Here is a 24,264-nt window from a genome sequence, read left to right as displayed (position 1 = left end):
AGATAAAGTGACACCGATCGATAGAGAGAGAGCACCATGTTGGTTTTGCCATTTCGCCATACCGCCCGCGTGCTATGTACCGCATTGCTGGCGGGGTTACCCGCGTTTTCCTGGGGCGCTTCAGACAGTGAGTTACGTGACGCTCTCGCTGCCGCAAGGGAGCAACAGTGGTCGCGGGTTGATGAACGCTCCATCGAAGACCACCCGCTGCGGGGCTACGTGGAGTACCACCGCATAAGGGGGCAACTACCCCATGTCTCCCCCGACAGAGTACAGCAATTCATTGATCAATATGCTGACTCTCCGTTAGCGGGCTGGATGCGTGGTCAAGCGATCGCCAAGTATGGTCACGCAGGGCGCTATAGCGACCTGCTCGCGGTGGCCGACGGTGAACCGGCGGGCACCGCTCGCCAGTGCCACTACTACACCGCGCTGCTCGCCACTCAGCCCCAGGTGGCAAGCGAAGCCGGGCTGGACTTATGGCGCGTCGGCAGCTCTCAGCCGGACGCCTGCGACCCACTATTTGAACGCCTGCGGGCCAACGGCACTATCGACGCCACGGCTATTTGGGAGCGCAAAATGCTCGCTTGGCAGGCGGGCGAAACACGCCTCTCAAGCTATCTGGGCGGGCTATTAAGCGGCCAGTGGCAAACCGCCCTGGATACCGTCGACAGCGTAACCGCACGCAGCAGCGCCATTACCCAGGCACCCACTTGCCTGGGTCCGGAGTGTGCCGCCACGGCCAGCTTCTACCGGGCCGCCATGCAGCGCTACACCCGTGAAGATACTCCGGCAGCCTTTGCTGCCTGGCAGACGCTCTCATCGCGCTTAAACCTGCTCCCTAGTGACCGGCAGGCCATCGAAGAGGAACTGGCCTTTTACGCTTTAGTGCGGGATGTGCCCGGCACGCTTAGTTGGGTCGACGGGGCATTACCGACACTTGAGAGCGAGCGGGTGTTAGAGCTGCGTGTACGCCATGCGCTTGCTAACCGTGACTGGAACGGGGTGATCCACTGGATTGCTGAAATGCCGACAATCCAGCAGGAAAATAGCCGTTGGCAGTATTGGCTGGGCCGCGCCAACGGGCAGCTTGGCAACCAGGCAGCCGCCGAAGCGCGCTATCAGAAGGCCGCGCAGGATCGCAGTTTCTACGGTTTTGCAGCGGCAGAAAAAATTGGCCAACCCTACCGGTTGAATCTTGAACGCAACCATTATGACGAAGCGTCACGGCAACGTATTGCGCAACTTCCCGCCGTGCAGCGCACCGAAGCCCTGCTTCGCATTGGTGAAGACGGGCTTGCCAATAGCGAGTGGCTACACGCGGTTCAGAGTTCACCCCAGCAGGCCAGGGAATTGGCCGATTATGCTGCCCAACAGCAGTGGCATGCGCGGTTAGTGCAAACCACCATTGCTGGCGAACTTTGGGATGCCTTGGACTGGCGCTTTCCTCAGGCCTACCACGATAGCTTCCAGCACTGGGGCCGCCTCACTGGCGTTGATCCTTATCTGTTGATGGCCATTACCCGGCGTGAAAGCGCTTATAACCCTAATGCGCTTTCACCAGCCGGTGCGCGGGGCTTAATGCAGTTAATGCCCGGCACCGCGAGCCAAGTTAGCCGCGAGCTGGGCATCAGTGATCCAGGTCCCTACGGCGTCCTAGACCCAGAACTTAATATTCGCCTGGGCAGCACTTACCTACGTGATAAGCTGCAACGCTACCAAGGCAACCGCCTAGCCGCAGCCGCGGCATACAATGCTGGCCCAGGTCGTGTCGACCAATGGCTGGGGGATGGTGTAGAGGCGTTTGATCTATTCGTAGAAAGCATTCCTTTTCGCGAAACCCGTGACTACGTTCAGGCCGTACTGGCTTATCGGGTCATTTTTGAGAGCCTGGCCAACGGTGGCAGTAGCGAAGGCGTTTCGCTGCTCAGTGATAACGAACAGCAGGTACGCTACGACCGAGCCTTGCTCGCCCGCCGCTAGGCCCTCCTCTACTTACCACATTCCAGCGTCCGGGTTATACCGGGCGCTGTGTTAATGCCAGGCGAAGACCAAACACCACCAAGACCGCCCCCGTAGCGGCGTTTAGAGTTTGTGCAAAGCGTGCGCTGGCCAACCACTTACCAGCACTACCCACCATTAGCACGACACCGATTTGCCAAATATTGGCGATTATAAAGTGCACCCCTGCCAGCCATAGCGACTTCAGTAACGCAGGGTCACCGGGCGCAATAAACTGAGGCAGAAAGGCCATATAAAACACCACGGTTTTAGGATTCAACACATTGGACAAAAAGCCCTCTTTGACCGGCTGCCAGCGAGAAACAGCAGGCGTACCTGCTAGCACGCCATTAACCGGTAGCGGCTGCCCGCGACGCGCTGCCAGCAAACTGGTGATCCCCAGCCAAATGAGATAGCCCGCCCCCACCAGTTTCAGCATATGAAACGCCCAGGCCGATTGCAGCAAAATCAGCGAGATGCCCAACGCAGAAATCGTGGCGTGCACAAACAGGCCAAAGCAGATCGCCACACTGGTGGTAATGCCATCGCGGATCCCCCCGCGTGCCGTATTACGAATCACCAGCAGCGTATCGACCCCGGGGCTGATCGTTAGCAGCGTGATCGCTACCAAAAAGGAAATAAACTGCGCATCAATAAAACCCAACTCGATCATATAAGCCTGCTCGCAACGAAATAAAAAATCTTAGGAATGTCGCTGGACGACAGCCGCGTTTGCATCTAGAGTAATTGTAGCGGGTGGACAATTGAGTTGCCCGTGATTACTAAGCATGTTAAGGAAATAGAAAATGGCAACTGGCACTGTTAAGTGGTTCAACGATACTAAAGGCTTCGGCTTCATCTCTCCTGATGACGGCGGAGACGATCTGTTTGCCCACTTCTCCGAAATTCAAGCTGAAGGCTTCAAGACCCTGCAAGATGGTCAAAAAGTCAGCTTTGAAGTGACTCAGGGTAAAAAAGGCCTTCAGGCTTCCAACATCCGCCCCGCTTAATTGCTCACGGATGGACAAAGGCCCGCATTAGCGGGCCTTTTTTATTGCCTAATGATAAATGCTCAAGCGTCACCCCTCACCCCGCGATTCATCACTGGCATCGACTTCCTGGCTAGGTTCACTACTTTCAGCGTCACGGTTACCAGGATCATTGCTGTCAGAATCACCGTTATCAGGGACAATGCTATCAAGTTCGCCTGACGGTTCAACTACCGCGCCACTCACGGACTGTCGATTTTCCAACTCTTGAAACTGCTCTTCAAGCCGCTGCTGAGCCTCCTCAAAGCGGCGTTCGGTATCCTCAATCAAGGCGTCAACATCGGTTGTCTCGCGATCATCTTGCAACGGCGTCTGCTCTGGCAAACTGCTTTCGGTATCCCAACTCGGCGAGACGTCCCCACTTTCCATCGGCTCTAATGTTGGCGCCTGCTGCTCAACTTCCTGAAACTGCTCTTCCAAACGCTGCTCGGCCTCTTCGAAACGGCGTTCGTTTTCGGCGATGATGTCATCCACATCAGAACGGGTGGCCTCACCCGGCATAGCACCCTCTTCATCGAGCACATCTTCAGGATTAGCTGCCAGCGTATCTTCTCCAGCGTCAACTTCCTCTCCGCCAGCCGTCGCACTGTCACTAGACGCAACGCCATTAGACTGGGTGTCGTTCTCGCTTAATGCTTCCGCTCGCTCAAGCTCTTCAGCGACCTGGCGTGCTTCAATATCATCCTCCACTTCTTCGGGACTGGACATGTCTGCCGCGTTTTCAGCGGCGTCCGGTGCCTCTTCCTCACTCGCCCCCTCGTCGCGAGCGGTCTCTTCATCCGTCACCGCAGAATCCTCACCGGGTGTCACTGTAGGATCATCCTGGGAGTCTCCGCAGGCACTAAGCAATAGAGCCACGACGGCGAGTGCGGGTATCCACACGCGATTTGCCATTTGATTCTTCTCCTTTATAACGTAAAAAAATCTAAATCCAGTATGTTATGGCCGATTGAAGGAGAGCAACGGGCACTCCTCGGGCAGTAATACACGCAACGCAAGGGGTACTACTTCCGCGCAGAACTGATCGTAATAGCGCGCCTCGCCATCTAGCGTGAGTGGCCAGGGTGAATCATTCGGCTGAGTGGTCAACGTCAGTTGGGTAGTAGTGAAATAGCGCACAAATCGCCCGTCATAGGGAAAGTTTTGCAGTTCGTTGATAAGCCTGGTCAGCTCGGTTACTGACCGAAAGTCTTTGACCAGCAGTACGTCCAGACGACCATCATCCAGCTTGGCACGCGGCCCCAGCACTTGGCCACCGCCTGATTGGCGGCCATTGCCCAGCGCCAGTAGCAACAGCGATGCGTTCTCCTCTTTCTCATCCCAATGCAGCGTGCCGCGATAGCTACGATGGCGCCACGCTTTAAGCGCCCCCATTACGGAGTAAGCTCCGCCTCCGAGCAACCGCTTTAAGGTTTTCGGTGTCGTTGACGTCACTTCAGCGCCAAACCCACCGGTGGTCATATTGATATAGTAGCTGGTGGCTGACTTATCACCGGCACCTGCGGTCACGCGCACAACATCAATAGGATAGGCGCTTAGCTCCCTTACTGCAGCCAAAGCCTCGCCTGGCTCCAGCGGCAGGCCGACCGAGGTAGCAAAATCATTGGCACTGCCTAATGGCACAATGCCCAACACAGGTCGTCGGTCATGGGGCAAGCGCATTAGCCCATTCATGACCTCGCTGACGGTGCCATCACCACCACAGGCAATCACATGGGTGATCCCCATGGCGTCAGATTGCTCAGCAATATCAGCCGCATCGCCCCCTTCCCAGGTAGCGCGAACAGTAATCAGCATCCCTGCCTGACGTTGCGCATCGACTGCTTCACGCAATGCCGGATTACCGGCGGATTTACCATTAATAATCAGTAAATAGTGTTGCTGAGAATCTGTCACTGTTGTTATTCCTTTCCTTAGGACACATAGTTGATAGCAATACCTTATGCCAATGCCTTTTCGACCACCTCGTAAACATTTGCCGATAGCGGCTGTTGCTTAATGCGCTCAAGCTCCGACCGCATCAATGCTTGACGGGTTTCATCAAAGCGCTGCCAGCGGGTTAGCGGAGTGATAAGCCGCGCTGCAATCTCTGGATTAAGTCGATTAAGTTCAATGACCACATCGGCCAGCAATTGGTAGCCTTGGCCATCCAAACGGTGGAAATTCACTCGGTTCTGAGCAAAGGCCCCTATCAAGGCGCGGACTCGGTTGGGATTTTTGAGCGAAAATGCGGGGTGCTGCATCAGATACTTGACCCGCTCAAGTACATCCGGTTGAGGGCGCGATACCTGTACGGTGAACCATTGATCCATCACCAGCGGGTCATGGGCCCATTTCTCTCCGAACGCCTTCAAGGCGGGTGACGCAAGGTCATCGCGGTCACTGTGCACTAGCTGTGTCAGCGCTTGACGCACATCGGTCATATTGTGGTCAGCCGCGAATTGCGCCTCACACCAGGCCAAGCCCTGCTCATCCTCGATTGACATTAGATAAGCGAGCGCCACGTTTTTTAGACTACGCTGGGCAATTTGCTCCGGGGTCGGCGCGTACCCTTCTTCAGACATATTGGCTTCGTAGATGGCAGCAAACTCATCGCGCAGCGCCATGGCTAACGACTGACGCACAAACTCACGCGCCGCGTGTATGGCATCAACATCGACAATAGGCTGCTGCTCGGCGATATAGGCTTCAGAAGGCAACGTCAGCATCTCTGCCAAGACTGCCTTATCACTCATTGGCCCGTTCAGCAGTGCTTTAAAGGCATCCACAACGCGGCTGTCCATGACCTTTTCAACCCCATTGCGATGGGCGGCAATCAAGTCATCCAGGGCCAGTAGTGCCAGCCGCTGGCCCGCATCCCAGCGATTGAAGCCATCGCTGTCATGGGTCAACAAGAAGGCGAGATCTTCCCGTGAGTAAGGGTAATGGATCTTCACCGGCGCGGAGAATTCGCGTAGCAAAGAGGGCACTGGCGCTTCGGCAACATCAGTAAACACAAACGTCTGCTCGCCGTCACGCAGGTGAATGACCGCATCTTTGCCTATTTTTTCGCCATTGAGCGTTAAGGTTAGATCCTGGCCCGATTTGGTGCCCACCAAGCCCATACGCACCGGGATATGCAGCGGCAGCTTCTCCGTCTGGCCTGGCGTTGCAGGCGTGCGCTGACGCAGCGTTAAGTGGTACTCGCCGTGCACGTAGTCATACTCGCCGTGGGCATCAATGTCCGGTGTTCCCGCCTGGGAGTACCAGCGCATAAACTGGCTAAAATCTTCACCGGAAACTTCCGCCATACAGCCGACGAACTCTTCAATGGTTACCGCTTGACCGTCGAAGCGCTCAAAATAGAGGTCTGAACCGCGCCGAAACGTCTCCTCCCCCACTAAGTTACGCAGCATGCGGACGACTTCCGCCCCTTTCTCATAAATCGTCAGGGTGTAGAAGTTGGTAATTTCAATATAGTGGTCAGGGCGAATCGGATGCGCCGTGGGACCGGCATCTTCGGCAAACTGGGCGGTGCGGAAAAAGGACACATCCTGGATGCGCTTAACCGGCGCTGAATTGGCATCCGCCGAAAAGCACTGGTCACGAAAGACCGTAAAACCCTCTTTCAGCGAGAGCTGAAACCAGTCGCGGCAGGTGACGCGATTGCCCGACCAGTTGTGAAAATATTCGTGGGCAACGATACCTTCGACACTCTGAAAAGCAGCATCAGTGGCTGTCTGAGGATGCGTCAATACCGCCGCAGAGTTAAAGATATTGAGGCCCTTGTTCTCCATCGCCCCCATATTGAAGTCATTGACGGCCACGATCATAAATAGATCCAGGTCGTACTCGCGACCGTACGCCTGCTCGTCCCACTCCATGGCGCGCTTTAACGAGGCCATGGCATGTTCGGTTTTATCCAGGTTGTCTTTTTCCACCCAAATCTGCAGCGTCACGTCACGCCCGCTCATGGTGGTAAAGTGATCTTCTACGCTATGCAGGTTGCCTGCCACCAGCGCAAACAGGTAGCAGGGCTTGGGGTGCGGGTCTTCCCAGATGGCAAAGTGACGACCGCCGTCCAGCTCGCCGCGCTCTATCGGGTTGCCGTTTGCCAGTAAAACCGGTTCATGCTGCTGGTCGCCGATCACCGTGACCTTGAAAGTCGCCATGACGTCCGGGCGATCTGGGTAAAAAGTAATGCGCCGAAAGCCTTCGGCTTCGCACTGGGTGCAGTACATGCCGTTGGATTGATACAGCCCCTCCAATGCCGTGTTCTCCTGAGGGGCGATCTCAACTTCGCTCTCCAATACAAATCGCTGGGGAACCTTGGCGATGCGCAGACTCTCTGCATCCATTTGGTAAGCAGCCTCCGCTAACGGCGCTTCATCAATCGCCAGAGAGATCAACGTCAAGTGTTCGCCGTTTAATACCAGCGGCGCATCCGCGTCAGCCTCGGCATGACGCTCGATTAAAAGTCGCGCTTTCACACGGGTCGCGGCGGGGTCAAGATCAAACGTCAGCTCGGTATGGGTTACCCGATAAGCGGGTGGCTGGTAGTCGCTTAAATAAACCGGCTGCGGATCAGACATAGTGCGTGACTCCTGTATAAAACGAATATTACATAATAAAAAATGTTCGACAGCTGAATACCAATACCAGCGGCTTAGTCGCGGAAGTTATCGAACTGGAGTGGCAAGTCAGGTCCCTCCTCGCCGCGCAGCAGCGCCATCACAGCTTGTAAATCGTCGCGCTTCTTACCCGTGACACGCACCTTCTCACCCTGAATTTGTGCCTGTACTTTGAGCTTGCTGGCTTTGATACGTTTGACCACATCTTTGGCCTCGGCCGCATCAAGCCCCTCCTTGAGAGCGACTTCCTGACGCGCTTTCACGCCGGAGAGTATCGGGTCTTGAACGTCCATGCAGCGAGCGTCAATGCCACGGGCAATAAGACGTGCGCGCAGTACATCGAGCATTTGTTTGAGCTGGAAATCAACTTCCGCCTCGAGCTGCACTTTGTCGCCTTCAAGGGTGAAGCTGGCATCGACGCCTTTAAAATCAAACCGTGACTGCACTTCTCGGTTGGCTTGATCGACGGCGTTGGCGCCTTCGTGTTTATCGAACTCTGAGACAATATCAAATGAGGGCATGATGTGATTCCTGACAAGACATGACCCCCTATTCTAGAGCAGCGAGACCCCTAGGGGCCAATTCTGTTGTTTTTCTCTTCTTTTAAGGCAAAATTACTGAACCCATTGTTAATTTTAATCGACAATTTTCTATACAAGATTTATTCAAAATATACTCTAAAGCGCATCCTTAGGAGACTCTATGAGTGACCGTGACACCCGCCATAAAGCATCGATGCAGAAACTTAAAGCGCGCGTAGACGAAAAAGTCGCCAGTGCTGACGAACAACGCGGCCAAATCATTATTAATACAGGCAATGGTAAAGGCAAAACCACCGCAGCCTGGGGGACGGTTACCCGAGCTTTAGGTTACGGCTATAAAGTAGGCGTGGTGCAGTTTATTAAAGGGTTATGGGAGTGTGGCGAACGCAACCGTTTAGAAGAGGATGCCAATTTGGAAGTGGCGATCATGGCGACCGGTTTTACCTGGGACACCCAAAATCGCCAAGCGGATACCGACGCCTGCCACGCCGTGTGGAAAGAAGCTGAGCGAATGCTGGCCGCGCCCGACACCTATCTAGTGGTGCTCGATGAAATCACTTACATGCTGAAATTTGGCTACCTGGAGATCGACACGGTTAAACGAGCACTGGAGAATCGCCCAACGGAGCAGACGGTCATCATTACCGGACGCAATGCCCACCGCGAACTCGTCGCTATGGCCGACACGGTAACCGAAATGCAGGAAGTTCGCCACGCCTTCAATAACGGGCTACAAGCGCGCCGCGGCATCGACTTTTAGCCACCGTCAATACATGCAAGCTATACATGCAAAAAGGGGCAACTAAGTTGCCCCTCAACCAAGCTGCCCCTTCCATTCCACTCACCCGAATCAGCTTACATCACTCTTAGCTGTCGAACGGATTACGCAGGATGATGGTTTCCATACGGTCTGGGCCGGTGGAAATAATATCGATGCTGGTGCCCACCTGCTGCTCAAGGTAGCTGATGTAAGCGCGAGCGTTGGCAGGCAAATCCTCTACACATTTAGCGCCGAGAGTCGACTCTTTCCAGCCGGGCAAGTCCTCATAAAGCGGCTCAATGGCTTCAAAGCCTTCGGAATCCACCGGGTTATCCATCACTTCACCATCTTTGCTGCGATAGCCCACACAGACACGGATATTTTCTAGTCCGTCCAATACATCCAGTTTGGTCAAACAGATACCGGATACCGAGTTGATTTGTACCGCGTGACGTAGCGCCACGGCGTCAAACCACCCACAGCGACGCGCACGACCCGTGGTCGCGCCAAATTCATGACCACGCTCGGCCAGATGGCGGCCGTCAACGTCGAAAAGCTCGGTGGGAAATGGGCCAGAACCAACGCGCGTTGTGTACGCTTTGGTAATCCCCAAGACATAGTCCAAATAGAGCGGCCCAACACCAGAGCCGGTCGCAACCCCACCGGCGGTGGTGTTGGAGCTGGTAACGTAAGGATAGGTACCGTGGTCGATATCCAGCAGCGAGCCTTGAGCCCCTTCAAACAGAATATTCTCGCCGGCCTTGCGCAGATCGTGCACCATGCTGACGGTGTCGCAGACCATGGGGCGTAACTCTTCCGCCATCTGCATGGCAGTGTCGAGGACTTCTTGGAAGTCGACCGCCGGCTCGCCGTGATAGTTGACTAGCACAAAATTGTGGTAGTCGAGCACTTCACCCAGCTTGGAAGCGAAGCGCTCGCGATGCAGCATATCGCCTAAGCGTAGGCTACGGCGCGCCACTTTGTCTTCGTAGGCAGGTCCAATGCCGCGGCCGGTGGTACCAATTTTAGCGATACCACGGGCTTTTTCACGGGCCTGATCCAAACGTACGTGATAAGGCAAAATCAGCGGGCAAGCTGGCGAAAGGCGCAGTCGTTCACGTACTGGCACGCCTTTGGCTTCCAGTTCACGAATCTCTTTGATTAGCGCTTCCGGTGAAAGCACCACACCGTTGCCGATGACACACTTTGTACCTGGGCGCAGAACACCTGAAGGAATCAGGTGAAGGACGGTTTTTTCACCGTCGATGACCAGCGTATGGCCCGCATTGTGACCACCCTGGAAACGCACCACGGCAGATGCGGACTCAGTTAGCAGATCAACGATCTTACCTTTGCCTTCGTCACCCCATTGGGTGCCCAGTACTACGACATTCTTACCCATTATGATGCACTCGTCTCTTGTGTCAGGGCCGTTGGCTGCCAACGACCATCGATAAGCTCAAGACAGCGGTCACAGTCGTGCTCCGCCGGCCCAGTACGCTGCCCAGGCAGCGCTTGAATCACGCGTTCCCCCTGCTCACGCAGCGCGACAACGGCAGCGTTAAGCGCCTCATCCTGCTTGGCAGGCGACCAAATGGCCCCTCGACTCGGTGACGCCATCGACAGCGAAGCCAACTGCTTCAGGTCCATCGAGAAGCCCGTCGCTGGACGGGCGCGGCCGAAGGCGCGGCCCGTATCATCGTAGCGTCCACCCTTGGCGAGCGCATGCCCATAACCCGGCACATAGGCGGCGAACATCATACCCGTGTGGTACTGATAGCCGCGCAGTTCAGCCAAATCAAAATAGAGCGCTACGTCAAAGCGTGCCAACACGCCTTGATACAGCGCATCTAACTGATCCAGTGCCGCCGTTACGGACGCAGGAGCACCCGCAAAACGCTCGCGCGCTTGGCTTAAAACGTCCGCCCCTCCATGCAATTCACCCAGCGCCAATAACATCTCCGCTAACGCCGGGTCACTGACACTGGTCTGCACCAATTGCGCCAACTGACTAGGGGATTTTAGCGCCAGCGCTTCAAATAGTGCACTCTCTTGCTCGTCACTTAGCGCTGCCGCTTCAACCAGGCTGCGATAAATCCCGATATGTCCCAGCGCTAAGTGAATTTCCTTAGCCCCTGCCGCCTCCAAACTAGCTAACGCCAAGTGAATAATTTCACTGTCAGCTTCAAGACCCGCATGACCAAACAGCTCAGCGCCCACCTGTACCGGGCTACGCCCACCTTGATGCTGGTCCGCTTTGGCCCGCAATACGTTTGTGCAGTAGCAGAGACGCACCGGCCCCTGGCGTTTTAACGAATGGGCATCCATGCGCGCTACTTGCGGCGTTACATCCGCAGATGCGCCCATCATACGGCCGGTTAGCTGATCGGTCAGCTTAAACGTCTGGAGATCAAGATCCCTACCGGTGCCTGTTAACAGCGAGTCCAGAAACTCTACCGGCGGCGGCATTACCTGATCATAGCCCCAGCGTTGATAGAGATCGAGCAGTGCACGGCGAAGCTCTTCCATGCGGCTTGCCTGAGGCGGAAGCACCTCATCCATGCCGTCGGGCAGCAGCCAGCGGTCAGCGATGGTCATGTGAACAATCCTGCAAGACGATGAAGGCCCAACAAATTCTATCGCTAACACCACATGCTCATTGGAGACGTTAACGTTAAACGAGGGCCACAAAAAAACCGGGCGACGCCCGGTCAACAAATTCTATCACGTTTATAGCCTTGATGAACCCCGCCAGGCACTTGGAAAACCAGGGCGGGGACACCGGCCAGCAGCGCTTTACTCGCTGTCGCCACTACTCTCTTCAGGCGTCGCGCTACGTAAATAGCGGAAGAAATCGCTATCAGGCTCTAATACCATCAGATTTCCGTCATCGGCGAAGCTGTTGCGATAGGCATCCAAGCTGCGCCAGAAGGTAAAGAACTCCTGATCCTGACTGTAAGCCTCAGAGAAGATCGCAGCGGCCTGAGCATCCCCCTCACCGCGCAGCGTTTCAGAGCGCTCATTGGCCTGGGCTAGCAGTACTTGGCGGCGACGATCCGCGTTAGCACGAATGCGCTCGGCCTCTTCTTGACCTTGAGCACGCCATTCGCGAGCTTCACGCTCACGCTCGGAGCGCATACGCTCAAACACTGCGGCTGAAACGTCCTCAGGTAAATCGATACGCTTAATACGGATATCGCGAATGGCGACACCGAGCTCTTCGCGCATCAGCTCGTCCAGCTCCGCGGTCGGCCCGGTCATAAGATCATCACGGCGTTCAGCAATGATTTCCTGAAGATTTAAGCGGCCAAACTCATTACGCAGACTTTCATCTACACGCGGCTGAATCAAACGAATCGCCATGAGCTCATCGCCAGCCGTTGCCTCGTAGTAACGCGTTGGATTAACAACTTGCCACTTAACGTAGGAGTCAACAATCACCGCTTTCTGCTCAAGCGTCAGATAGCGGCTGGTATCAGTGTCCAGCGTCAGCAAGCGTGTATCAAACTTACGAATCGTCTGAGCAATTGGCACCTTGGTGTGTAAACCAGGCTGAATATTCTCTTCAATGACTTCACCAAAACGCAGCTTCACGGCACGCTCTGTTTCGTCTACCACGTACAGCGTGTTGCTCGCCAGCCACGCAACGGCAGCCAATCCTCCAACAACTAGCAGGGATCGATTATTAATCATTTACCGGCCCTCCCTGCGAATGGAGCTACTATTAGTGTTCGATGAGGAGCTAGAGCTGCCCTGAGTATTGCGTAAACGCTCAAGCACACTGGGGTCTAACTGCTCATCGCTATTTGCATCACTCGACGATGAATTGTTGCGATTACCACCACGCAATTGATCCAGTGGTAGATACATCAACGGAGCATTTTCGCTCACATCAAGCAACACCTTCGGCGAATTACTAAATACTTCTTCAATCGTATCGAGGTACATACGTTCGCGCATAATATCCGGCGAATTGGAGTACTCAGATAGCAGCGAGTTGAAGCGGTTAGCCTGACCTTGCGCTTCTGCAACCACCGACTCGCGATAACCCTGGCCCTGCTCAACGATACGTTGCGCCTGACCTTGCGCTTCAGGAATGATGGCGTTGGCGTAAGCGATACCTTGGTTAATGGTACGCTGGCGATCTTCACGGGCACGAATAACGTCATCGAAGGCATCAATAACGGGCGCAGGCGCGGTCGTTGATTCGATGTTGATAGTTTGTAAACGAATACCCGCTCCATAGTTATCGAGGTAGGACTGCAAGCGGCTAGAAACCGAGCTGCCCAAAATCTCACGACCCGAAGTAAGGATATCGATCATATCGGTACCGCCTACTACGTGACGCAGCGAAGAATCCAACGCGTTCTCGATCGAAATAGCAGGATCCCGGACGTTAAGAACGAAATCGCGCGGATTGGCGACCTGGTATTGGGCTGAAATTTCTACTTCAACAATATTTTCGTCGCGGGTCAGCATCGACTGCGTTTGGGTTAATGACCGCACACGCGTCACATTGACCATTCGTACTTCGTCAATCAATGGCGGATTCCACTGCAAACCCGGATCAACAACACCCTGGAATTCACCAAAGCGTAGTACAACGCCACGTTCAGATTGGTCGACTAGATAGAAACCCATTGCCCCCCAGATAGCCAATGCAACGATAATCAGCAGGCCCGGCAATGCAAAGGGGTTGCGGCTTTTACCACTACCACCACCGCCGTTGCTTTTCTTACTACCACCCTTCTTACCGCCGCCTAGCATGCTATTAAGCTTATCCTGAAATTTCTTCAGCGCTTCATCCAGGTCAGGAGGCCCTTGATTATTCCCCCCTTTATTACCCCCACCGTTGCCGTTGTTACCACCACGGTTTCCGTCTCCGTCACTTCCACCGCGTCGGCCGCCACTACTCCAAGGGTCGTGCTGGTTGCCACCACCAGGCTCATTCCAGGCCATACTTCGTCTCCACTAAGGTATTCGCTAACGCCCATGCCATCGCTTGATAACGACGTTATTGCGTTTTGATATTATTGCTTTATGAATCTTGTACCATTTTTATACGATACAGAATACTGGTAGCGCTTTAGAGTGATCAACAAAGTGCCTACCACTCTTCGGACTCGCGTAGCGCTTCAGGCAAATAGGTATTGGCACGTTCGCCTAACTGTGCCATCAATTGATTAAAATCGCGCCGCGGCAAACGCACATCCAACACTGAATGGCCCTGCTCGTCAAAGGCCTCTTCGCGAACCGCATTTAACTCATGCAACCCAGCACGCAGCTTACCTTGCTCAGGAGTGAGTGTCAGTGAAAAGCCAATAACGTCATTTGCCAAGCGCTCTGTCAGCGCTTCATGCAGCAGATCCAGCCCCTGCCCCTGCTGGGCCGAGAGCCATACAACCTCTGGCACGCCATGACCGTCACGCTCAATTCGCGGTGCGCTGTCGAGCTTATCAATTTTATTCATCACTTTGAGCACCGGCACGTCATCGGCACCGATCTCTTTTAGCACCAGTTCTACCTGTTCCACGTTTAACTCGCGATCAGGATCTGCCGCATCAATCACGTGAACCAGTAGCGTTGCTTCCGATGCTTCCTGCAGCGTGGCTTGAAAGGCTTCAACCAGCTTATGTGGCAGGTGACGAATAAACCCGACGGTATCCGCCATTACGACTGGGCCAACGTCTTCTATTTCAAGCCGCCGCAGCGTTGGATCTAACGTCGCAAACAGCTTGTCAGCGGCGTAAACCTCGGCATTGGTTAAGGCGTTAAACAGCGTCGACTTACCCGCGTTGGTGTAGCCTACCAGTGATACGCTATGAATTTCAGCACGCGCACGGGCGCGGCGATTTTGGTCGCGCTGGCTACGTACTTTATCCAGGCGTTTATGAATCGATTTAATCCGTCCACGCAATAAGCGGCGGTCGGTTTCAAGCTGTGTTTCACCTGGGCCGCGCAGACCAATACCGCCTTTTTGGCGTTCAAGGTGTGTCCAGCCGCGCACTAGGCGAGTGGACATATACTCGAGTTGAGCAAGCTCTACTTGCAGCTTACCTTCATGGGTTCGTGCCCGCTGCGCAAAGATATCGAGAATCAGACCGGTACGGTCAAGCACTCGGCATTTGAGCTCTTGCTCAACATTGCGCTCTTGAGAGGGACTTAAGCTGTGGTTGAAGATCACTAGTTCTGCCGCATGAGCCGCGAGCAGTGCCCGCAGCTCTTCCAACTTACCTGACCCAATAAACGTACGTGAATCGGGACGGTGTCGGCTAGCAGTGAGTAGAGTCGCAGGCTCTGCACCAGCAGAGCGCACGAGTTCTAAAAACTCACCCGGGTCTTCACGTTTTTGCTCATCATGAAAATCGACATGAACAAGAACTGCCGTTTCACCGGCGTCTGGGCGTTCGAAAAACAATCAATACCTCGTGGGCTCTCTTGCTAATCCAGCGATGTTAAATCTCTGCATCCTGATCTGCCGGATCTTGCGCGGGCAGACGAACGTTACGAGATGGCACGACCGTGGAAATAGCGTGTTTATAAACCATCTGACTGACGGTATTGCGCAGCAAGATAACAAACTGGTCAAACGATTCGATCTGACCCTGCAACTTAATGCCGTTAACCAAAAAGATCGAGACCGGGATGCGCTCTTTGCGCAAAATGTTCAAGTATGGGTCTTGAAGGGACTGCCCTTTGGACATGTTGCTCTCCCTAAAACTGTCGTTGGGGTTAATTATCAATGGCGTGCCCTACCAGTGCTACGCCGCACGTTTAATGCCCGAAGGCCTACTTTTGCCTGAAAGGCTCAGTGTCGACGAAAGAGCCTGCTGGCCACTCGCAAACACACGCTTACTCATTCACTTTCTTGAAGAACTTCTTTGAACGACTATCTTACGCTAAGCACCGCTTTCACGCACGAGTTTCAGCACCTTATCCAACGCGTCAGAGCTCTGTGAATCTATCCACTTGAGCTCTGGCCAACTTCTCAACCACGTTAGCTGTCGCTTAGCGAGCTGACGAGTGGCAATGACGCCCCGCTCAACAAGCGTAGCGTAATCGTACTCACCTTCCAGGTACTCCCACACTTGACGATAACCAACGCTCTTCATCGCCGGCAGGCCTAAATGTAAGTCATCACGCTTTTTGAGGGCGGTGACTTCATTTATCAAGCCCTTACCCAGCATTACTTCGAAACGCTGGGCAATGCGCTGATGCAATAAAGCACGGTCAACGGGCGCCAGAGCTATCGACAGCACCCGCCATGGAAAGGTTTCCGGCTGCTGCTCTGCCCATAGCTCACTCATCGGGCGCCCGCTGGCACAATACACCTCTAATGCACGCATTAAGCGCTGAGGGTCATTAGGGTGAATACGCTGAGCGGAGATCGGATCCACCTCAGCCAGCTGTTTATGCAGCGATAATAACCCTCCAGCGCGCCACTGGGCTTCGAGTCGTTGACGAATTACCGGGTCTGCAGAGGGTAAATTAGCCACGCCTTCGACCAGCCGCTTGTAGTAAAGCATAGTGCCACCGACCAACAGCGGAGCCCTGCCCGCCGCGCTGATTTGTCGCATTAGCTGCAGCGCATCTTCACGGAAGTCGGCGGCGGAATAAGGCTCTGCAGGATCGCGAATATCGATCAGGTGGTGGGGCGCACGAGCGAGCTCGGCAGGGCTGGGCTTGGCGCTGCCAATATCCATACCGCGATACACCATGGCCGAGTCAACGCTAATCAGTTCATGACCTAAACGCTCGTGAAGCGCCATCGCAGTGTCGGTTTTCCCGGCGGCCGTCGGTCCCATTAAAAAAATCGCCCAAGGACGCGTATCAGCCATGCGCACTAAAACTCCCAATCGCTAGAAAATATAATAGGTAAAAAAATATAGCTTAACCGAGTAGAATGCCCGCGCCGCTACTGTCCGCGCAAGAACAGCCGATCAAGCGCTTTGAGACCCATTTGCGTCCATGTAGGACGCCCGTGGTTGCACTGATCGCTGCGTTCGGTACGCTCCATATCGCGCAGCAGCGCGTTCATTTCGTCGATCGTCAGCCGGCGATTGGCTCGCACGCTGCCGTGGCAGGCCATGGTGGAGAGCAACTCATGCAAGCGAGTCTCCACTTGATGGGTACGCCCATACCACGCCAACTCCTCCAGCATCTGGCGCACCAACGCTTCAGGGTCAGCTTGGGCAAGCAAAGCGGGCAATTGACGCACCAGCAGTGTCTCCGGCCCGGCGATATCAAGCTCAATACCCAGCTTTGCAATCGCTTCTTGCTCGCTCTCTGCCGTGGCCACTTCCGCTCGGCTAGCGGCGATGGAAACAGGCACTAGCAGCGGCTGCGCATCCAGTCCTTTAGCAGCGGCCAACTGAGTTTTCATGCGCTCATAGACAATTCGCTCGTGGGCGGCATGCATATCCACCAGCACTAACCCTTCAGCGTTCTGAGCTAGGATATAGATACCGTGCAACTGCCCCAGCGCAAACCCCAGCGGCGGCGCTGCAGTGGGGTCGTTGTCGGGCATCGCCAGGGGCGCTTCACGGACCTCATTGCCCCGCTCGCTGGAGGCACTCGGCTGAGGCGTTAACAGCGTCTCTTCGTGATCGGGGTGAAGTGCCTGATAACCCTGCATAAAGCGGCGTACGCGCTCAGCCCCAGGGTGTCGATCCGGCGTATGTGTGAGCGCAATACCCTGCTGCTGCCAGCGGGGTTGTTCAACGTTTTCGCTGCCCCCCTCATCTACCCGGGGAGGCTGATCATGTGCTGGCTGCTGGTGAGCGCCGACACCATTCGCCACTTCGTCGCTATTTTCCTCACCGCTTTCAGTGGGCTTGGAAGATGCCAAACAGTGATGGAGGCTCGAATAGAGGAAGTCATGCACCATTCGACCATCGCGAAAGCGCACTTCGTGTTTAGTCGGATGAACATTGACGTCTACCACGTCCGGATCAAGCGTTAGATAGAGCACAAACACCGGATGGCGGCCATTAAATAGTACATCACGGTAGGCTTGACGCACGGCATGGGCAACGAGGCGATCGCGCACCACCCGCCCGTTAACGAAAAAGTACTGCTGATCGGCCTGTGAGCGCGAATGAGTAGGCAGCCCCACCCAGCCACTTAGCCGCAAGCCGCCCGCTTCGCGTTCTATATAGCGGGCGTGCTCAATAAAATTCTTACCTAGCAGCGAGGCAATGCGCCGTTCGCGGGCCGCCGCGGAGTGGCCTACTGGCAACTGATGAATCACTTTCTGGTTATGGCGCAATACCCAGGCGATGTCATAGCGGGACAGTGCCTGGCGGCGAAACGCCTCTTCCACGTGGGCAAATTCAGTTTTCTCAGTACGCAGAAATTTGCGCCGAGCGGGAGTATTAAAAAACAGATCACGCACGCCAACACTGGTGCCTCTAGGATGGGGAGCTGGCGTCACTCGAGCATCCATGCCTCGTCCTTCAGCGACTACCCGCCAACCATGGCGAGGGTCTTCTTGCGCATTTGAGATCAGCTCTAACCGGGAAACAGAGCTGATTGATGCCAGCGCCTCACCGCGAAAACCTAACGAGCTGACCCCTTCCAAATCTTCCAGGCTGCCAATTTTACTGGTGGCGTGGCGCGCCAGGGCTAGCGGCAAATCCTCTTCACCGATGCCGATGCCATCATCGCGGACCTTAATCAGCCGCGCGCCGCCCTGCTCGATTTCCACTTCAATACGCTGACTGCCCGCATCGATGGCGTTTTCAATCAGCTCTTTGGTCACCGATGAGGGGCGCTCAACCACCTCCCCAGCGGCAATTTGGTTAGCCAGCCGGGGATCGAGCACATGAATACGCGGTGCTTTAGTCGTTGTATCAGTCAAAACGGCACCTCATGAACGAGGAATCTGTAACACTTGGCCCACTCGAATCACGTCACCATTAATGTCATTCGCCTGCTTGAGCTGATTTACCGGTACGCCATGGCGCACGGCAATCGCTGACAGCGTATCGCCCGACTGGATTCGATACTCGTTACCCGAGGGGCGGCGCTGATTATCACGCTGCCAGGCCAGCAGGCTGGCAGGCGGCGGATAGCGCTGAAAGTGATCGCGCAAGCCACTGAAAATAGCCTGAGAAAGCCCCGACTGATGCACCGGATCCCGCAGGCGACGCTCCTCATCAGGGTTGGAGATAAACCCCACCTCAATCAATAGCGAAGGAATATCGGGCGACTTCAGCACCATAAACCCCGCTTGTTCAACGCGGGTTTTATGCAACTGATTAACTCTGCCCAGTTGCTCCAGCACCTGCCCGCCGATCGACAGCGAATCATTGAGCGTGGCGGTCATGGTCAAATCCAACAACACGCCGCGCAGCACTTGATCTTTATCGCGCAGCGACAGGCTGCCATCGACACCGCCGATCAAATCAGAGCGGTTTTCGCTATCGGCCAGCCACTGTGCCGTTTCGGAGGTGGCACCACGCTGAGAGAGCGCGTACACCGAACTACCCTGAGGGCGTGGACTTGTGAAGGCATCCGCGTGAATGGAAACAAAAAAGTCGGCTTTCTGCTCACGCGCTAGGGCAGTACGTTGACGTAACCCAATGTAGTAGTCACCGTCCCGCACAAGCACGGCTTTAAAGCCTTCGGTGCCGTTCACCTGTGCAGCTAAACGCCGAGCGATTTCTAGCACGACGTCTTTTTCCCGAGTACCCGCAGGTCCAATAGCCCCCGGGTCTTCACCACCGTGACCAGCATCGATAGCAATAATAATATCTCTACGCGGATGCGGCTTGGCTTCTTGAACTTCAACTGGAGCATCGTTACTGGGCGGTTCGACACTGCCCGGCAACTGCGCCTGAGCCGATGCTCTCTGCGCTTGAATCTCCTGCTCACGAATCATCGCTTCGATGGGGTCGATGGGGTTTTCAACAGCGCTTTCGCCTGGGTATTCGAGATCGACCACCAAACGGTGCCCATACTGATCATTCGGGGTCAGGGTGAAATGGCGCGGTTCAATCTCGCGGTTAAGTTCAAGCACCACCCGCAGGCCACCGCCCTCCCGTACGCCAGTCCGAACCGACTCAATCGCACTGTCATGCAAAGGCAGCGTGCTTGGGTCGGTATCCATCTGAGTATCATCCAAGTCAATCACCAACCGCGCCGGGTTCTCCAGCGAAAACACGTTGGCATTAGTAGGGGCGGAGAGATCAAATACCAGCCGGGCATGATCCGGCGCCGCCCACAAACGCATACTTTCCACGTTGGACGCTTGAACATTAACCGCCGCTAGGGCAAGAAAACTGGCGACTAATACACGATTTACGCGTGCCGCTATGCCCTTTATTTCCATTGAATCACACCACTCTCCAACTGGTCAGAACTTAGCTTACTTACGTTACTTATCCGACGTTGCAAGGCGGTCAATATGCGTTCACCTTGATCACTACCTGCGGCTAAGGAAATCAAGCGCCCCGGATCAGCCAGCTCCAACCTCAGACGCAGATCCGGCTCAGGCAGCCACCCTTCTCCGCGGCTAGGCCACTCAACAATACTAAGCGCATCGTCGGCAAGCACATCGCGACCACCGATAAACTCTAGCTCTTCAGGATCCGCCAAACGATACAAATCTAAATGATAAATACGCTGAGCGCCTAAATCATAGGGCTCTACCAGCGTATAGGTAGGGCTTTTAACCGCTCCTAGATGGCCATAAGCGCGCAGAATACCACGGGTCAAAGTGGTTTTACCGGCACCCAGCTCACCTTCCAGATACACCAGCCCGCGTCCTTGCAATATACGCCCAAGAGCTTCGCCAAACGCGACCTGGGCCTCTTCGTTATTTAATTGCACCTGCATAGGATTTAACTGCACCTGCATGTGGGCTGCCTTCAAGGATTAATCAATTTTCGCGCATAGGATGCCAGATCGCTGGCTAGCAGGCCACGCTCGCCTTCCTGCTCGGCCGCGCAATCTGCCGCTAACGCGTGCATCATGGTCCCCAACCAAGCGCTGAACTCCACCTCGCCACGCTGGGCAACCAGCGCGCCCAGCATACCGCTGAGTACATCGCCCATGCCGCCACTGGCCATACCGGGGTTACCGTAAGGGCAAACGACCAAGCCACTGGGGCCGGCGATGAGGCTGCCTGCGCCTTTTAAAATTACGACACCGCCTCGAGCGCGCTGCAGTGCCTGAGCGGCGGCAGGCCGATCGGCCTGAATATCGGCCACCGAACAGCCCAACAACCGCGCGGCTTCGCCGGGATGGGGAGTTAAAATCCAGTTATCACGGCGAACATCCGGCCACTGGCGGGCCAAAAGATTCAGTCCATCAGCGTCGACCACCAGCGGCGCATTCGACTGCAGCGCACTTTGAAGTACCGCCTGCCCCCAGGCGGCCTGGCCAAGCCCAGGCCCTACCACCACAACATCTGCATCACTGGGCAACTCAGCCGCCTCCGCGCCTCCGCGAACGCCGTGCGCCATCACTTCCGGGCAGCGTACCAAGCTGGCGGTGATATGCTCAGGGGCTGTCGCCAAACTTACTTTACCGGCGCCCAGCCGCGCGGCGGCTTGGCAGGCCAGCAACGCCGCACCGCCAAAGCCGAGGGCGCCGCCCATGACCAGCACGTGCCCCATATCGCCTTTATGGCTGGTTCGTCGACGCGGTGCAAAGGCTTCTGCCAACAACGAATCATCCAGCCGCCAAGCCGTGGCGGGAATATCGAAATACGCCTGAGCTTTTACGCCCAGCGGGCGAAAATCGATTTCACCGGTATAAGCGGGCGCATCACCAGTATGAAGACCTACTTTATCGCCTATAAATGTCACCGTGCAGTCGGCCTCTACCGCAACCCCCAGTACAGCGCCGGTGTCAGCGACCAGCCCGGAGGGTATATCGATCGCCAGCACTGGCCGATGCGCGGCATTGATCATTTCAACCGCGCGCTTGAAGCGCCCCTCTATCTCGCCCGTCAAACCGGTGCCCAGCAACGCATCGATGATCACCTCGCCAGTCAACTCGATCCCGGCGTGCCATTCCTCGCAGTCCACTCCCGCCGATGTTGCCAGTTGAGCAGCGCGGGCCGCATCGCCGCTTAGCTCTTCGAGGGGTTTTAGCGTTACCCGCTGTACTTTAAGGTTGGACTGCATCGCTAGCGCGGCGAGCACGTGTCCATCGCCGCCGTTATTACCACTCCCGCACACAACGGTTAAGCTGCGCGCCTGGGGCCAGCGTGAACGAAAACTATGCCAAGCGCTTGAGGCGGCGCGTTGCATCAATGCAAACCCCTCAATACCACCCGCTATGGTGCGACGGTCTAATTCACGCACCTGGGCGGCTTTGTAAAGAGGGCGTAGCATAGTTGTATTCGGGATCGTCACGATCGCTCCTTTTTCACATATGTTGATGCGCATGTTGTGATAGCTGCCAATGCGTTAGCATAGCGCGCTTAATACTTGCTGTTGATTGATACTATTGAACTCACTCTCCATTTGCCTGACTTGTTTGAATAATCATGCCGGATTCCACTGCCCTTGAACGCCCTAATGTCGCAATGACTGGCCCGCAGCTTGCTCGCCTTGCCGACCTGATTAAAACCTGGGGACGCGAGCTGGGATTTCAGCAGGTAGGCATCACCGATACTGAACTATCGGCTCATGAAGCCCATCTAGACGCGTGGCTGGAAAAAGGTTATCAAGGCGAAATGGGCTTTATGACCAAACATGGCACCAAGCGCACCCGTCCTGCAGAACTTGAACCCGGCACTCAGCGCATTGTCAGCGTGCGCATGGATTACCTGCCCGCCGAAGTGGAGAGCACCAAGGTACTCGGCCAACCCAGCCGCGCTTATGTTTCGCGCTACGCTTTAGGGCGTGATTATCACAAGCTAATACGCAAACGGTTAGCCCAATTAGCCAAAAAAATTGAGCAGGAAGTCGGCGAGTTCGGCTACCGCGCGTTTGTCGACTCAGCGCCGGTAATGGAGCGCGCCCTGGCCCAAAAAGCCGGACTTGGCTGGTTCGGCAAAAACGCCATGCTGCTCAACCCCAAAGCAGGCTCGCTATTCTTTCTGGGCGAGCTCTATACCGATCTACCGTTGCCCATTGATGAACCGTTTGTGCAAGAGCACTGCGGTAGCTGCAGTGCTTGCCAAACCGCCTGCCCCACCGGCGCGATCGTGGACGACAAAGTGGTCGACTCGCGCAAATGTATTTCCTACCTCACCATCGAACTGCACGACGCGATTCCGGTTGAGTACCGCCGCGCCATGGGTAATCGTATTTACGGCTGTGATGACTGTCAGCTTGTGTGCCCCTTCACGCGCTTCACCCGCATTACCCAGGAAGATGACTTTGCCCCGCGTCATGACCTAGACCGCGCATCGCTGATCAGCCTATTTGCCTGGGGCGAAGCGGAGTTTCTGGATAAAACCGCCGGCAGCCCTATTCGGCGTATTGGCTACGAGCGCTGGTTGCGCAATATTGCCATTGGCCTGGGTAACGCGCCTTGGAGCGAGACCGTTGAGGCCGCACTGTGGGCACGTCGCGGCTTCCCTAGCGCTTTGGTGCGTGAGCACGTCGCCTGGGCGCTTGAGGAGCAGCGCCTTAAGCGCGCTGACCGCATTGCCACTGACGCGTCTTAAACGCTACTCATCTTAACTGCTCTGCCTAGCTATTCTTCCAAGCTATTCTTCTTCATCGCTACGCTGATCAACGCGTAAAAATGTATCCCGGTAGTGAGCAAGCTCAGCAATCGACTCTTTAATATCGTCCATGGCCAAGTGCACATTCTGCTTACTAAAGCCCGCTAGCGCGCCGGGGTTCCAGCGTTTTGCCACCTCTTTTATGCTAGACACATCAAGATTGCGGTAATGAAAGAAGTTGAGTAGAGCAGGCATTTCTCGCTCCAGAAAACGCCGATCCTGATGGATGCTGTTGCCACACATCGGCGAGGAGCCCGCCAATGCGTACTGCTGCAGAAACGCCAACGTTTGCTGCTCAGCTTCAGCTGTTTCCACCTGGCTTGCTTTCACACGGGCGACTAAGCCCGACTCGCCATGGGTTTTCTGGTTCCAATCGTCCATCTGCGCCAACAGGCTATCGGGCTGTTTCACCGCGATGACCGGCCCTTCCGCAACTACGTTCAAATCCGCATCGGTAATGAGTGTGGCCACTTCAATAATGCGCTCTTTATTTGGATCTAAACCCGTCATCTCTAGATCGATCCACACCAGCAGATCATCGCGTGGCGCCGCTGAATCCGTCGTTTCGTTGCTCATTAGCGTTATCCCTTTGCCTAAATGGTCATTAATATCATGC

The 24,264-nt window shown here is 55.3% G+C and carries 21 protein-coding genes; 4 read left to right on the top strand and 17 right to left on the bottom strand.

Annotated features, from left to right (window positions below; all coding sequences use genetic code 11):
- Positions 1–36 precede the first annotated feature (36 nt).
- The gene (locus tag QT230_RS02130; protein WP_308319836.1) at positions 37–1,983 is read left to right on the top strand and encodes a transglycosylase SLT domain-containing protein; all 1,947 of its coding nucleotides are present in this window, start codon (positions 37–39) and stop codon (positions 1,981–1,983) included.
- Positions 1,984–2,017: 34 nt separating this feature from the next.
- Here QT230_RS02130 and QT230_RS02125 read toward each other — a convergent pair whose 3' ends face one another.
- Complete coding sequence (locus QT230_RS02125; RefSeq protein WP_308319835.1) at positions 2,018–2,674, bottom strand: LysE family translocator; 657 nt, start codon at positions 2,672–2,674, stop codon at positions 2,018–2,020.
- Between the two features lie 133 nt (positions 2,675–2,807).
- On the opposite strand from QT230_RS02125, the gene QT230_RS02120 reads away from it, so the two are divergent.
- On the top strand, positions 2,808–3,011 hold the full coding sequence (locus QT230_RS02120; RefSeq protein ID WP_007114660.1) for a cold-shock protein: 204 nt from the start codon (positions 2,808–2,810) through the stop codon (positions 3,009–3,011).
- Between the two features lie 69 nt (positions 3,012–3,080).
- Here the strand turns inward: QT230_RS02120 and QT230_RS02115 are convergent, their stop codons facing one another.
- The 4 genes from QT230_RS02115 to QT230_RS02100 all read right to left on the bottom strand — a co-directional run bounded on the left by QT230_RS02115 (position 3,081) and on the right by QT230_RS02100 (position 8,181).
- Positions 3,081–3,944, bottom strand: a complete 864-nt coding sequence (locus tag QT230_RS02115) for a hypothetical protein (protein WP_308319834.1) — start codon at positions 3,942–3,944, stop codon at positions 3,081–3,083.
- Between the two features lie 45 nt (positions 3,945–3,989).
- A complete protein-coding gene (gene yegS, locus QT230_RS02110; RefSeq protein ID WP_308319833.1) occupies positions 3,990–4,946 on the bottom strand; it encodes a lipid kinase YegS in 957 nt (318 codons plus the stop codon).
- Between the two features lie 44 nt (positions 4,947–4,990).
- Positions 4,991–7,621: an aminopeptidase N gene (pepN, locus tag QT230_RS02105; protein WP_308319832.1), complete on the bottom strand. Its 2,631-nt coding sequence runs from the start codon at positions 7,619–7,621 to the stop codon at positions 4,991–4,993.
- Positions 7,622–7,695: 74 nt separating this feature from the next.
- On the bottom strand, positions 7,696–8,181 hold the full coding sequence (locus QT230_RS02100) for a YajQ family cyclic di-GMP-binding protein (protein ID WP_308319831.1): 486 nt from the start codon (positions 8,179–8,181) through the stop codon (positions 7,696–7,698).
- A gap of 181 nt (positions 8,182–8,362) precedes the next feature.
- Here QT230_RS02100 and cobO point away from each other — a divergent pair, with 181 nt between their 5' ends.
- A complete protein-coding gene (cobO, locus tag QT230_RS02095; RefSeq protein WP_308319830.1) occupies positions 8,363–8,962 on the top strand; it encodes a cob(I)yrinic acid a,c-diamide adenosyltransferase in 600 nt (199 codons plus the stop codon).
- A 106-nt stretch (positions 8,963–9,068) separates the two neighbouring features.
- On the opposite strand, the gene QT230_RS02090 is transcribed toward cobO, so the two are convergent.
- The 11 genes from QT230_RS02090 to QT230_RS02040 form a co-directional block, all read right to left on the bottom strand.
- Positions 9,069–10,364 carry an adenylosuccinate synthase gene (locus QT230_RS02090; RefSeq protein WP_308319829.1) on the bottom strand — a complete coding sequence of 432 codons (1,296 nt, stop codon included), beginning with the start codon at positions 10,362–10,364 and terminating at the stop codon, positions 9,069–9,071.
- Positions 10,364–11,560, bottom strand: coding sequence for an ATP phosphoribosyltransferase regulatory subunit (locus QT230_RS02085; protein WP_308319828.1), 1,197 nt, complete (start codon positions 11,558–11,560; stop codon positions 10,364–10,366). Before QT230_RS02085 ends, QT230_RS02090 begins: the two co-directional genes overlap by 1 nt.
- Positions 11,561–11,758: 198 nt before the next feature.
- Positions 11,759–12,655 (bottom strand): protease modulator HflC, encoded by an 897-nt coding sequence (hflC, locus tag QT230_RS02080; RefSeq protein WP_308319827.1) that lies wholly within the window; start codon positions 12,653–12,655, stop codon positions 11,759–11,761.
- Positions 12,656–13,921, bottom strand: a complete 1,266-nt coding sequence (gene hflK, locus QT230_RS02075) for an FtsH protease activity modulator HflK (RefSeq protein WP_308319826.1) — start codon at positions 13,919–13,921, stop codon at positions 12,656–12,658.
- 148 nt (positions 13,922–14,069) lie between these two features.
- Positions 14,070–15,380, bottom strand: coding sequence for a ribosome rescue GTPase HflX (hflX, locus tag QT230_RS02070; RefSeq protein ID WP_308319825.1), 1,311 nt, complete (start codon positions 15,378–15,380; stop codon positions 14,070–14,072).
- Positions 15,381–15,417: 37 nt separating this feature from the next.
- Positions 15,418–15,666, bottom strand: a complete 249-nt coding sequence (gene hfq / locus QT230_RS02065; protein ID WP_280106403.1) for an RNA chaperone Hfq — start codon at positions 15,664–15,666, stop codon at positions 15,418–15,420.
- 195 nt (positions 15,667–15,861) lie between these two features.
- Complete coding sequence (gene miaA / locus QT230_RS02060; RefSeq protein WP_308319824.1) at positions 15,862–16,800, bottom strand: tRNA (adenosine(37)-N6)-dimethylallyltransferase MiaA; 939 nt, start codon at positions 16,798–16,800, stop codon at positions 15,862–15,864.
- 77 nt (positions 16,801–16,877) lie between these two features.
- Entirely contained in the window at positions 16,878–18,821 is a 1,944-nt protein-coding gene (gene mutL / locus QT230_RS02055; RefSeq protein WP_308319823.1) for a DNA mismatch repair endonuclease MutL, read from the bottom strand.
- A gap of 9 nt (positions 18,822–18,830) precedes the next feature.
- The gene (locus tag QT230_RS02050; protein ID WP_308319822.1) at positions 18,831–20,294 is read right to left on the bottom strand and encodes an N-acetylmuramoyl-L-alanine amidase; all 1,464 of its coding nucleotides are present in this window, start codon (positions 20,292–20,294) and stop codon (positions 18,831–18,833) included.
- Entirely contained in the window at positions 20,285–20,800 is a 516-nt protein-coding gene (gene tsaE / locus QT230_RS02045; RefSeq protein ID WP_308320111.1) for a tRNA (adenosine(37)-N6)-threonylcarbamoyltransferase complex ATPase subunit type 1 TsaE, read from the bottom strand. Before tsaE ends, QT230_RS02050 begins: the two co-directional genes overlap by 10 nt.
- 32 nt (positions 20,801–20,832) lie before the next feature.
- The gene (locus tag QT230_RS02040) at positions 20,833–22,305 is read right to left on the bottom strand and encodes an NAD(P)H-hydrate dehydratase (protein WP_308320110.1); all 1,473 of its coding nucleotides are present in this window, start codon (positions 22,303–22,305) and stop codon (positions 20,833–20,835) included.
- 194 nt (positions 22,306–22,499) lie between these two features.
- On the opposite strand from QT230_RS02040, the gene queG reads away from it, so the two are divergent.
- On the top strand, positions 22,500–23,588 hold the full coding sequence (gene queG, locus QT230_RS02035) for a tRNA epoxyqueuosine(34) reductase QueG (protein WP_308320108.1): 1,089 nt from the start codon (positions 22,500–22,502) through the stop codon (positions 23,586–23,588).
- A gap of 42 nt (positions 23,589–23,630) precedes the next feature.
- On the opposite strand, the gene orn is transcribed toward queG, so the two are convergent.
- The gene (gene orn, locus QT230_RS02030; RefSeq protein ID WP_308319821.1) at positions 23,631–24,224 is read right to left on the bottom strand and encodes an oligoribonuclease; all 594 of its coding nucleotides are present in this window, start codon (positions 24,222–24,224) and stop codon (positions 23,631–23,633) included.
- Positions 24,225–24,264: the final 40 nt, after the last annotated feature.

The sequence above is a fragment of the Halomonas sp. SpR8 genome, assembly GCF_031010195.1.
Taxonomy (GTDB): Bacteria; Pseudomonadota; Gammaproteobacteria; order Pseudomonadales; family Halomonadaceae; genus Vreelandella.
This window is presented reverse-complemented; position numbering and strand designations above follow the sequence as displayed.